The sequence below is a fragment of the Streptococcus sp. AS20 genome (genome assembly GCF_000524255.1).
GTDB classification, from domain to species: domain Bacteria; phylum Bacillota; class Bacilli; order Lactobacillales; family Streptococcaceae; genus Streptococcus; species Streptococcus constellatus.
This window is the reverse complement of record NZ_JANS01000016.1, coordinates 1-12,677: the sequence shown is the minus strand read 5'-3', so window position 1 is coordinate 12,677 and position 12,677 is coordinate 1. Positions and strand designations below refer to the sequence as shown.

At 39.3% G+C, this 12,677-nt stretch carries 8 protein-coding genes, 2 pseudogenes and 1 riboswitch; of the genes and pseudogenes, 4 read left to right on the top strand and 6 right to left on the bottom strand.

Going from position 1 to position 12,677, the window contains the following annotated elements:
* Window positions 1–32: 32 nt before the first annotated feature.
* Together HMPREF1514_RS09740 and HMPREF1514_RS08610 are read right to left on the bottom strand one after the other, a co-directional pair.
* A pseudogene (locus tag HMPREF1514_RS09740) lies at window positions 33–641 on the bottom strand (histidine phosphatase family protein).
* A gap of 11 nt (window positions 642–652) precedes the next feature.
* Entirely contained in the window at window positions 653–1,492 is an 840-nt protein-coding gene (locus HMPREF1514_RS08610; RefSeq protein ID WP_037598755.1) for a Cof-type HAD-IIB family hydrolase, read from the bottom strand.
* A 292-nt stretch (window positions 1,493–1,784) separates the two neighbouring features.
* Between HMPREF1514_RS08610 and HMPREF1514_RS09735 the strand changes: the two are divergent.
* From HMPREF1514_RS09735 to HMPREF1514_RS08580, 4 genes and pseudogenes are all read left to right on the top strand, one after another.
* Window positions 1,785–3,107, top strand: a pseudogene (locus tag HMPREF1514_RS09735) (family 4 glycosyl hydrolase).
* Between the two features lie 139 nt (window positions 3,108–3,246).
* Window positions 3,247–3,334, top strand: a riboswitch (TPP riboswitch).
* 82 nt (window positions 3,335–3,416) lie between these two features.
* Window positions 3,417–3,977 (top strand): ECF transporter S component, encoded by a 561-nt coding sequence (locus HMPREF1514_RS08590; protein WP_037598747.1) that lies wholly within the window; start codon window positions 3,417–3,419, stop codon window positions 3,975–3,977.
* A 1-nt stretch (window position 3,978) separates the two neighbouring features.
* Window positions 3,979–5,313, top strand: a complete 1,335-nt coding sequence (locus HMPREF1514_RS08585) for an ATP-binding cassette domain-containing protein (RefSeq protein ID WP_037598745.1) — start codon at window positions 3,979–3,981, stop codon at window positions 5,311–5,313.
* On the top strand, window positions 5,310–5,963 hold the full coding sequence (locus HMPREF1514_RS08580; protein ID WP_037598743.1) for an energy-coupling factor transporter transmembrane component T: 654 nt from the start codon (window positions 5,310–5,312) through the stop codon (window positions 5,961–5,963). The genes HMPREF1514_RS08585 and HMPREF1514_RS08580 overlap by 4 nt, the downstream gene beginning before the upstream one ends.
* A gap of 68 nt (window positions 5,964–6,031) precedes the next feature.
* On the opposite strand, the gene HMPREF1514_RS08575 is transcribed toward HMPREF1514_RS08580, so the two are convergent.
* From HMPREF1514_RS08575 to ldcB, 4 genes are all read right to left on the bottom strand, one after another.
* The gene (locus HMPREF1514_RS08575; RefSeq protein ID WP_037598741.1) at window positions 6,032–7,639 is read right to left on the bottom strand and encodes a glycoside hydrolase family 13 protein; all 1,608 of its coding nucleotides are present in this window, start codon (window positions 7,637–7,639) and stop codon (window positions 6,032–6,034) included.
* Window positions 7,640–7,997: 358 nt separating this feature from the next.
* Window positions 7,998–9,134, bottom strand: a complete 1,137-nt coding sequence (lctO, locus tag HMPREF1514_RS08570; RefSeq protein WP_037598739.1) for an L-lactate oxidase — start codon at window positions 9,132–9,134, stop codon at window positions 7,998–8,000.
* Between the two features lie 258 nt (window positions 9,135–9,392).
* A complete protein-coding gene (gene spxB / locus HMPREF1514_RS08565) occupies window positions 9,393–11,198 on the bottom strand; it encodes a pyruvate oxidase (protein WP_037598736.1) in 1,806 nt (601 codons plus the stop codon).
* A gap of 263 nt (window positions 11,199–11,461) precedes the next feature.
* On the bottom strand, window positions 11,462–12,677 hold a 1,216-nt coding region (gene ldcB, locus HMPREF1514_RS08560; RefSeq protein WP_037598733.1), incomplete at its 5' end, for an LD-carboxypeptidase LdcB/DacB.

The following is a 12,677-nucleotide window of genomic DNA, read 5'->3' as shown; positions in this document are numbered from 1 at the left end:
AGTCTGAGAAATCTTATTTTCCCAGACTTTTTTCATTTACAGTCATAAACATCACCTGTCAGTGGATCAATAACTTCTGCTAGCTTAAAATGCCCCTGGTTATAATGGAAATGACAGATAGCACAGTTACCAAGCGCTCCTTGGGATCCAGACTTTGAGCTGTAACCTTGAGATAGAAGGCCCACATAGCACCACCGTGACTGACTGCTAGAATTGGTTCTGCTTGAGCTTTTTCCATAACTTCAGTCAATGTCATCAACACCCGCTCACCAACTTGTTCAACAGCCTCTCCTCCGTAAGGAACAAATAAATCTTCAAAAGAAGTGGCTCCTGCGCGAAACTGAGATTGCAGTCGCTCAGGCTGCGCTTCAAAAAGACCAAAATTCCATTCTTTTAGCCCCTTTACTCGTAAATAAGAATTTGTCCGTCCGTCACTAGCTCTAATGTGTCACAAGCTCGCTCTGAGGTTAACTGTAGGCAGCATCATCAAAAACAATGCCCGCATCCTTAAAATATTGACCTGCCTCCTGAGCTTGATAAATCTCCAAAGGCGTTAAGGGAGCATCACACCAACCTTGAATCCGATACCGCTTATTGAATAAAATTTGCCCGTGTCGCATCAAATAAAGTGTTTTTGTCATAAACTATTCCTCTAAAGAAGTCCTAATTTTTCAAAAGCATTGTAGAAACTGTCCTCAACCACATCATCAGTAATAACATCAGCCATGGCTAGAATTTCTGGTCCACCATTTCCCATAGCAACTCCAACTTGGCAATATTCCAGCATAGGAATATCTACCTTAGCGTCCCCAATAGCAATCGTATCTTCTTTTTTCGCTCCTAGATATTCGAGCAATACATCAATTGCGTGAGCCTTTGTAATATTCTTGACTCCCAAATCACCAAAAAGAGCGTGCTCTCCTTTGCCACCCCATGTACCAGCTTTCAACTCCGGAAAAGCTTCTTTAGAATCCAAATGATCTTGATAAGATTTGAGAATAAAACTGATTTTATGGAGAACTACACGATAAAGTTCAGCTCCATAAACTAACCCATGAAGAGCTTCTTCAGCTTCCAATTGTCCTACTTCTTTTGCACTCGCTTCCTTTCCCTGAGCATAGGCGCGTAATACTGGACGAGCTACCTCACGAAAATCTTCACTGGCAAACAGACCATTATTGCTCTCCAAGTAAAATTCCAAGCCGCGTCTATGCAACCAGTTCACTACTCGTTTTTCCACATCCAACGGAATTAACTGATGCATGATAATCTGACCTTTTTGCTCTACATAAGAACCATTCCCACCAATCATACCATCAAAACCAATCTTCCAGATTTCCTCAGGCATTTCAGCCCTACTACGTCCAGTACAGACATAAACCAGATAATCTTTTTCACGCGCCTGACGAATAGCCTTTACAGCAGAGGCAAGAATATGATTCGCATAATCAACAATCGTACCATCTACATCTAAAAAGATAGTTTCCTTCATTATAGTTCACCTGCTTTCGTCAATAAATTATTTTCTACTATTCTATTATATTTTTCTTTTCCTACTCTTTTCTATAGATACTCACAAATACTGATACTATTCTATGAAATATATTTCTAAATACACATCTAATGCAAAGAGAAAACAATCTACTCATCACAGATTCATCAGAATTCAAAATAGTAAAAAGCCTTTTCAACAGATAAAAGAAAGCTAGCTGGAAAGGTTCATATTTATTTTAAAAGTTACAATTATTCTTCTACTGTTTTCACTTTATTGGCAGCAATGACAAATGGAAGGATTTACCAAACGTTATACCAATCTTCCTATTAAAGAAATCTGGCTGCTTGATGTTCCTGCTGGGAAAGAAAAACAAGATATCATAGCCGCCATGCCTCAAAAAATGTGGAACACTTCGGGACATGATGTGAAAATTCATTCAATCTTGGATTGGACAGAAGCTCTGAAGAACGCTGATTTTGTAACAACACAGTTTCGCGTGGAACAACTCTCCGCTCGCATTCTTGCCCAAGCAATCCCTGCTTCCTATGGACTACTTGGGCAAGAAACAAAGGAGCCTGGAGAAATTTTCAAAGCACTTCGAACGATTCCAGTGATTTTAGCAATTGTCGAAGACATGAAATGACTCTGCCCCCAATGCCTGGCTCATCAACTTTACAAATCCAGCAGGTATGGTCACAGAAGCTGTTTTGCGTTATGGAAATTGGGAAAAAGTCATCAGGATTTGTAATATACCAGTTGCAGCCAAGATGCGAGAAGCTGAAGTTCTTGGTATGGATTCAGAAAATTTAATTTACCAGTTCGCTGGAGTCAATCATTTTCATTGGCATAAGGTTGCAGATAAAGACAGCAACGATATCGCCTTAACCTTGATTGATAAATTATTTGATAACAGTAAAGGAATTCCTAAGAATATTTACGAAATTCCTTACTTTAAAGAACAGCTTCAACAAATGAAGATGATTCCTTGTGATTATCATCGCTATTATTATCGTTTTGAAGAAATATCAACTCATAACTTAGAGGAATATCGGACAATCGGTACGCGTGCTGAGCAAGTCAAACAAATTGAACACGATTTATTTGAACTTTACAAAAATCCCGACCTCAATTACAAACCAAAACAACTGGAAGAACGCGGCGGTGTTTATTATTCAGATACCGCTTGCAAAACAATTGCTGCTATTTATGCCAATAAAAACACTGAAATGGTGGTATCCACTCGAAATAACGGTGCCATTCTTGATTTACCATCCGAATGTACCGTAGAAGTAACGACCTATATTGGGTCTCAGGGAGCTCGAACCGTTTCTTTTGGTTCTTTACCAACTGCCGGCTACAAGTAATGAAATCAATGGAGTTGTTAATCATTGAAGCAGCTGTTTCTGGAAACTATGGTATCGCTCTGCAAGCTTTTACGATCAATCCTCTCCTTCCTTCAGGTCATACTGCCAAGCGGATCATGGATAAGCTGTTTTTAGCTCACAAAAGCTATTTACTGCAATTTGCAAAGTCGATTGAAAAATTAGAACACGAAGGCATTACGATTAAAGATGAATTAGCTCGCGACTTAGCTAAAGAACAATTAGTATAAATAGCTATTCGTTCTTGTCATATCAGTAAATCTATCATTGTTTCTTATTGAATGATAAGAACTAGACAGTGCAATTGACAAACCTAGTCCCTTGCTATTTTAAGAAATCAATGTTAAAATAACAGCATAATAAAACAACAAAGAACATTTGGGGTGCTGAGGCTGAGATTATACCCATTGAACCTGATACAGTTAATACTGGCGCAGGGAAATGTATAATGAAAAACTAGAAAATCTAACCATTCTTTTGATTAGATTTCATTTTGTCGCGCTAAAACTCCTCATCTGCTCTGTTAGAAGGAGTTTTTTATGTTTCAAAAATGGAGTTTACGAGATGTTATCCTCTTAGCTCTTTTGGCTATTCTTTTCGGTGGAATCTTTGTCGGTTCTAGCTTTCTCTACAATATCTTATCAGCTGTTCTGGCACCTATCGGGCTCGAGCCTTTTGCCAATGAAATTCTCTTTGGTCTGTGGTGTATGGCAGCTCCGATGGCAGCTATGTTACTGCGCAAACCAGGGAGCGCCACGATTGGTGAGCTTTTAGCTGCGCTTGCTGAAGTACTGTACGGTAGCCAATTTGGCATGAGCACTTTGATTTCTGGCTTCATACAAGGATTTGGTAGCGAGCTTGGATTTGCTGCGACCAGATACAAACGCTATGATTGGTTGTCACTTACTTACAGCGCCATTGGTACGACCCTTTTGAGCTTTACCTATGAATATTTCAAAATTGGTTACTACGCTTTCAAACCTGAGTTTGTTTTAGCATTGTTTGTTGTTCGCTTTCTTTCGGTATTCTTCTTCTGTGCTGTTCTGGTTAAAATTATTATGAATCTTTATGACAAGATTAACCAAGCCGCTGGTAAATAATATGGGATTAACATTAGAGCATATTTATCTTAGAGATGTCTTTGAAGACTTAACCTTTACCTTTGAAACAGGAAAAATGACACTCTTGATTGGTGATACCGGTGCTGGCAAATCAACCCTTTTTCGGATTTTAACAAATTTCAATGAATTAGACTTCGCTGGAGAGGTAAAGTTAGGTCATACATTGCTGTCTCATTTACCGATTCATGAACGAGTTACCTATCTTAGTATGATGTTTCAAAATCCAAGCCGTCAATTTACCATGACAACCCTTTATGAGGAATTGATTTTTACCTTGGAAAATCTCCAAACGCCTGCTGAACAGATTGATGAAAAAATCAAGCATGCTATCACTCTTGGGAAAGTAGAACACCTGCTCCATCGTAATTTTCAGACCTTATCTGGCGGAGAAAAACAACAAGTTTCTCTAGCCGTTCTGCTAGCTATGGATTCACAAATCATTTTGTTAGATGAACCCTTTGCTTCTGTCGATCAAGTAGCACGCAAACGCTTGATTCATTTACTAGCAGATTTGACAAAAATGGGGAAGACTGTTATTTTATGTGACCATGATCGTAGCCTCTATGCTGACTGTGTCGACTGCCTTGTTGAATTAAAAAATGGGAAACTTTTTAAACAAGATGTAGCTCTTTTAAAAAAGGCTCCTCCAAGCTATCAGTTGGTATGCGAACATACTCAGCGAAGCCCTTTCTTACAGCTGCAACATGTCTCCTGCCAATTTGACCAAAATACACTTTTTACAATTGAAGACTTTGCTTTTCAGAAAGGTATTACGACTCTCATCGGGGCCAATGGCACTGGTAAATCAACTCTCTTTCGTGCCATTTTGCAATTGCAAAAATACAAAGGTAGCATGCGTTATCAGGGCCGAAAAATTAAGAAGAACAAGAAGTTATATCGCCATATTACGGCTGTTGTTCAAGATGCTGAAAAGCAATTCATTCGGACGACCCCCGCAGAGGAATTAAACCTTCCCTCTCTTTCCAGCAAAAACCAAGCAAAGGTACAAGAAGCCTTAACTTTATTTGGTTTAGACAGGAAAATGGATTCTAGTCTTTTCCACTTGAGTGGTGGGCAAAAAAAAATCATTCAATTATTATCTATCCTGACCTTGGAAACCCCTGTCATACTCATGGACGAACCATTTACTGGGTTAGATAAAAAGGCCTGTGATTTTTTTACCAATTGGATTAAAGACAAGGCTGCTCAGCAAAGCTTTATAATTATTTCTCATCGTTTGGAGCCCTTGGACGGCATTAGTGATCATTTGGTCGAGCTGACGTCCGACGGGCTGACAGAAAAGAGGTCGCTATGAAAAAAGAAGAAACAAATGTCTTCGCACTTGTGCTCCTTCTCATTGCCTTGACATTAGAAATCTCCTTTATCCGATCAACGTGGCTCAACTGTGCTATTGTCGTAGGAGTACTCGCCCACCTCATTTACCTAAGGAAATGGTGGGGCATTTTCTGGACACTGCTCTTACCTTTGCTACCAGCATTAGCAAATTACTGGGCTATTCAACTTCATGGAGATAACAGTCAAGCAATGATACTGTTTACCCGATCTTTTGCTTTAGCAGCTTTGGGAATGACCTTTTTATATAGTGTTCATCTCAATCAGCTCTTGCGCTATTGGCATCAAAAAGGGCTTCCAAGTCACTTCACCTATGGACTGCTCGTTGTACTAAACGCCATTCCAGTCATTCAAAAAGAAATCCAAGCTGTCCGAGAAGCAAGTCTCCTGCGAGGAAAAACACTTCATTTCTGGTCACCACTCTTTTATATCAAAGCTATTTTTATCGCTTTTAATTGGCGAGATTCTTACGTAGAAGCTATGTACGCCCACGGATTTGATGAAACAATCAAGCGAAGTTGTTACCGACAATTGGAAACACCCAAAAGTGCAAGTCTTACTTGCTTCTTGATTTTCCTCCTTATCAATTTGACTCTTTTGATCCCAAGATAGAACTCGACACAAAAAATACTGTGGAATTTCTCACAGTATTTTTTATGATTTTGTTCTTGCCAATCTTTCTACTCAATTTCCACACAAAAAGCATCCCAGCCTTGTAATTTATGGGTTTGAAGTATCTTAGTTACATCTGTGTTAGCAATCAAAACTTCCTTTACAGTATTTTCCAAGACAAAACTTTGCTCTTCATTTGAGAAGTTCATCACGACCAGATATTTCTTTGTTGTCGTTTCTCGTAAATAAGCAAACACCTTATCAGCCGTTTCAAGTAGTTTAAAATCTGCTGTCACCAACCAATTATTGCTCTTTCTCAATTGAATCAATTGTTGATAAGTATAGAAAATAGAATTCGGATTTTCCAAAGCTGCTTCAACATTGACTGTTGGATAATTAGGATTGACAGCCAGCCAAGGTTGACCAGTTGAAAAACCAGCATGTTGATGGGCATTCCACTGCATAGGCGTGCGAGCATTGTCCCGCCCAATCGTACGAATACTGGTCATAATATCATCAAGCGGCACACCCTTATCAAGGGCTTCGCGGGCATAGTTGAGAGATTCAATGTCTTCAACATCTTCTAAGTTCTTGAAAGGATAATTGGTCATACCAATTTCTTCCCCTTGATAAATGTAAGGAGTGCCACGCATCAGATGAAGGAGAATTGCTAAAGCTTTCGCTGACTTTTCGCGGTATTTCGTATCATTTCCCCATATGGAGACAACGCGCGGAAGGTCATGGTTATTCCAAAAGAGCGAATTCCAACCTTCCTCTACACCTAGTTCATTTTGCCATTTGGTAAAAATTTCTTTTAATTTTGGTACGTCCAATTCATCTGCTACATCCCATTTTGGTTGATTCGGCTTATGTTGAAGACCAATGTGCTCGAATTGGAAAACCATAGATAATTCATGATTCTTTGGGTCTGAATACTGTTTTGCAATGTCAGGAGTTGCTCCCCAAGTTTCACCAACTGTCAATAAATCCTTATCCCCAAAAGTCGCACGGTTCATCTCCTGCAAGTAAGGATGCAGCATTGGACCATTATTGACAATTTTCTGGTCAGGTACCTTGCCAATCATATCAATCACATCCATGCGAAAGCCACCAATTCCTTTGTCAATCCAGAAATTCATCATCTTGTAAATTTTTTGACGTAGAGCTTCATTTTCCCAATTAAGATCCGGTTGTTTTGTGCTAAAGAAATGTAGGTAATATTGACCAGCTTTTTTATCATATTGCCAAGCAGAGCCACCAAAAATAGAGTCTAAATCATTTGGTTTGTCTCGCCAGATATAATAACTGTGCTCTGGACTATCTGGATGTTCTCGCGCCTCTACAAACCAAGCGTGCTCGTCAGAAGTATGATTGACCACCAAGTCCATAATGATTTTAATATCGCGCTTCTCTCCTTCTGCAATCAGTTCCTCCATATCCTCCATGGAGCCAAAAATATCTGCAATTGCTTCGTAATCAGCAATATCATAACCGTTATCGTCCATCGGACTCTTATAAACCGGAGAAAGCCAAATAGCGGTAATTCCAAGTTTCTTCAAGTAATCCAATTTACTTGTAATTCCTTGTAAATCGCCAATTCCATCTCCATTGCTATCCATAAAACTTTTTGGATAAATCTGATAAATTACGGCATCATGCCACCATTTTCTTTGCATTATGCATCTCACTTTCATCTTTTTCACCTTCCATACTATATAATTTTTCACTTCTTTGCAAGCGTTTGCGTTATATTTTAGTCTTCTTTTTACACGTAAAAAGTTTAACTCTGTAAATTTTAGAAATATTTGAGAATTACTTGAGACTTATTTGACAAGCATTTTGTATACTAATCCTTGAAGAGAGGAGAAACTCTACGATAGAAAAAATGGAGGTCACATTATGGAAACTATTTTGAATGTGAAACACATCAGTAAGAGATTTGGTCAACAGCTCGCTTTGAATGATGTCAGTCTCACTGTGAAGCAAAAAAATACAGCCTCCTTTGATTGAAAGGAAACTGTGTTTTTTATCAATTTAATACAATTTCAAATCTCGTGGATCTACTGGAAATGTTGGATTATAGGGATTGTGACGAAGTTTGAAATGTTTAATTTCTTCAATCGTTTGTGTACCAGACAGTTGCATGACGGTTCTCAATTCTTCATTGATGTGTTCAAAGACTTGGCGAACTCCTATACTACCACCAAGCGCTAAACCATAAATAACTGGTCGTCCGATAGCCACTAAATCTGCTCCAGAAGCCAACGCTTTAAAAACATGCTGACCACGACGAACACCAGAGTCAAAGACAATTGGTACTCGTTTGTCCACTGCTTCTGCTACTTCTTGCAAGGAATCAAAGGCTGCTGGCCCACCATCAATTTGCCGACCGCCGTGGTTTGTCACCCAGATCCCAGAAGCACCTGCGTCAAGTGAGCGTTCCACATCTTCACGGCATTGCGGTCCTTTGACATAGACCGGAAGACCAGAGTAAGCAGCAATAAATTCTACATCACGAGGGGATAATTTTTGCTTAGCAGATTTGTAAACGAAATCCATCGTCTTACCAGCACCGTCAGGGAGGTATTCTTCCACAATTGGCATTCCAACTGGAAAAACAAAGCCATTTCGTTTATCCACTTCACGATTCCCCCCAACAGTTGCATCGGCTGTCAGGACAATTGCTTTATATCCTTCAGCTTTGACTCGATCCATAATGTGACGGTTAATACCATCATCTTTACTGAAATAAAATTGAAACCAATGGGGGGTTCCTTGAAGGGCTTGGGAAATTTCTGGAAGGTCAACTGTGGAATAAGAGCTGGTGGTATAAAGAGAGCCAAATTCGTGCACTCCCTTAGCTGAAGCTAGTTCTCCCTGTTCATTTGCCAACTTATGAGCGGCTACTGGTGCTAAAATGATTGGAGAAGACAATTTATCCCCATCAAATTCAATCTCTGTACTTGGATTCTCTACATTGCGAAGCGTGTGAGGTACAATTAGCTTATGATTAAAGGCACGAATATTTTCTCGCAAAGTAAAGGTATCCTCAGCTCCACTTGCAATGTAACCAAATGCAGCTTTTGGAATGACTTTTTGAGCCATCGGTTCTAAATCATACGTGTTGATGAAATCAATTGGACCTTCAGCATTACTAGTTTGGTAAGACATCATATTTCCTCCTGTCTTATATGCGCATATCCATAGAGAAAATTCAATCGAGTCTTTAAAGCAAGCGCTTTCATTTTTATGTGACAAAACTCAATCCTATTCTCTAACAGATGAGAATAATAGCAATATGTATAAAATTTATACCATTTTGATAAATTGAAACAACTTTTACAATTTATAATAGGGCAGAAGTGGGAAATCACTTCCCACCCTTGCACCTATAATGGTTGTAAAAATTAAGATAAATGGTCTAGCGTGTTATGGCTTAACACCATATTCTTTGAAATAAGCTGTAATCGGACGAAGTTCTTGCCCATCATAAGTTGCAAAGAATTCTTCCGGACTCATTTGTCCATGAGTTTCTTGGTAACCAGCAGAGATTCTTTCCACAAATTCGCCATCAACAATGTCTAGCTCTAACTCTTCCACAGGGATACCACGCTTATCGGTGATTTTGGCATCAATCAGAATAGGCTTTCCAGCTCTTGAAACTTCAAGGGCGCGATCAAAAGCAGCTGGCAATTCTTCTAAAGTTTTAACTGTTATTCCCTCTACACCCATTCCTTCCGCGACTTTAGCAAAATCTACTTCATAAAGATCCACACCTGAAAAGTTCATGACCAAATCTTCCTGTTCAGACTTGATAAAGTTGAGTGAATTATTAGAAGTGACAATATTGATAACTGGCAACTGATATTTGACTTGGGTCGTCAAATCTTGCATGACCATTGAAAACGCACCATCTCCAGCAATATTGAAAACTTGACGATTTGGAAAAGCAAATTGACCTGCGATAGAAGCTGGTAAGCCATACCCCATCGTAGCAAAGAGAGCTGAAATTGTCCATTTCTTCTCTGGTGTAAAGTTCAAAAAACGGAAGCTATTGATAATGTTGTCCCCGACATCAATGCCATAAACAGCATTGACATCCGAAATACGATTGATCTCACGATAGACTTGTTCAAATTCTAATGGTCCGTCTGTTTTTTGCATTAAACGTTCCAAATAGGATTTCCAATCCTTCATGGCTGCCACACTAGCTTGATAAAATGGACGCGGAGCAACGGTTGCACTACGTTCCAAAGCTTTTTGGAGAAAACTTCCAGAGTCTGATAAAATTCCTAAATCTAGATAGTGATGACGACCAAAATTAGCCACATCAATATCCACCGATACAAACTTGAAATAATGAGAACGATAAACTAAGTTAGCAAATGGAAAATTTGTCCCAATAGCAATGACAAGATCAGCTGCTGCAAATGCTTCGTCACCAACCTTAGAAGCAGCCCGATTAAGTGTGCCTAAATTCGCTTCAAAGTCCTCGGGGATTTTCCCCTTTGCAAGACCCGCGACAGCAATCGGAATTTGTAATTTTTGAGATAATTCTACCAATAAATGAGCCTTGTCGCCAATACCAGAACCCACATGGAAAATAGGACGTTTAGCCTCTTTTACCAATTCAAGAAATTGATCCACTTCAGTATCTGTCGCCTGTGGAAGCGGCAAGCTTTTTTCTGCTGTATGTGAAGCATAATCTACATCTGGAATTTCTATATAACCAAAATTATTTGGCATGATAATAACAGACACGCCACTGTTTTTATAGGCTTCACGAATCGCTTTATCTACAACATAAGGTAAGCTTTCCGGCGTCATCACTACTCGGTTATAGACTGCTACATCACTAAACATGGGTAACTCAGAAAACTCTTGAAAGTAATCATAATTCATATTCGTACTTGGTACTTGACCCACTAAAGCCAAAACTGGAGCATGATCTTCACGTGCATCATACAAACCATTTAAAAGATTGATGGCACCAGGACCAGCAGAACCAAGCGTTACTCCTATCTTTCCAGTCAATTTGGCATGAGCTGCTGCCGCAAGAGCTCCAACTTGCTCATGACGAACTTGTACAAAGCGAATGTTTTCTTTCTCCAAATCTAGTGCATTCATAGTTGAATTGACAGAACCGCCAGGATAACCATAAACATTTTCAACACCCCACGCTTCCAATACACGAAGCATGGCGACAGCAGCAGGAACTGTTTTTACATCAGACATCATAATCCTCCATTACCAGAGAATGGAATTGCAATTTCAAAATCTGTTTTTTAGTCACGTTAATATCATAATACTTTTTGAATTCGTTTACAAAAAATTTGCTCACAATTTTTCACAATCTCAGAAAATATCACAAAAACTGATACAAAACAGCATTTCCTTCACCTTTTGACCAAATTTGTGAAGAAATAAACTATGTTTTTGAATATTAAAAAATAAGAAAACACCTACAGTTTTTTAACCGTAGATGTTATGCTATTAAATCAAGCAATAGCAATATACCGTCTCTTTCCGCTAAAAGCGATGTAAGAAATCCATGTCGCACCATCTGCATTCAAAACCTTATCATAAGTGACCGATTGCCCGGCATCATAATAAGCCAATTCAGGGGCTGACATTCTAGCTTCTGCTTTGATAGAGGAGCGTTTTGTAAAACGATATACACCTTGAGCAGGGATAGAGGGTGTTTGGGGAGACGGAGTTGTTGGTTTTGACGGGGTTACTGATGAAGCGTAATCTCCACCTTCAAAGCCATAATATTCCTCTAAACTCAAACCAGAATGGTAAACTTCATCAGCTTCCTTACCGATATAACGAATATGCCATGCTTCTGGCATGTATCCTGTCGAAGCTTCTTTCCCTGGTTGATAACGAACTACAAAACCGTAGCGATGTGCATTATTTTTCAACCAAGTACTTGCAGCAGCATCTTCCAAAAGATTACCAGCTTTATCCGTTAAGTCAAAGACAAGACCTGTTTGGTGTTCACTATAGCCCGGACGTGCAGAGTAACGATCCGCAGCAGCTTGACCATCTTTGTTCACATAATTTTGATACAGAACTTTTTGATAATCATAACTTCTAAATCCGCTGTAAGCATAACCAACATTATAGCCTTGAGCAATCATATCATTTCTTAATCGAAGAAAGGCAGCTTTTGCAGTTGGATTTTCACCAGGATTGTAGTTAGCAGCCATCGGATGTTTTTTATTTGCCACTACAATCTCGTCATATTTTCCTTGGACAAAGTAGTAAGAGCCATTATATTGTACTTCTTTTACACTCGTTTGAGATCCTTCTACCTTAGTTGTTGTGCCGGTTACCCCTTGCAGGCTACCATCCGACTGAATGTAATACATGTGTATGTTATATTCACCGCGATTATTTTTATGACGGCGGATATCTACACTCAACTTATAGGTGCCATCTGTTTGCTTAATCGCATCGTACCAGATTACATCATCTTGACCGCCTTGACTAGACCAAATAGGCAACTTCACTGTCTTCACACCCTTGGTCGAGCTGACATTCGTCACCACCACATCAAAGCCTTGTGAGGTCTTATTTTGAATGTTAATAGTACCTGTCACGCTGTATTTCGGTTCTTCTACTTTGGTTGTTGTGCCGGTTACCCCTTGCAGGCTACCATCCGACTGAATGTAATACATGTGTATGTTATATTCACCGCGATTATTTTTA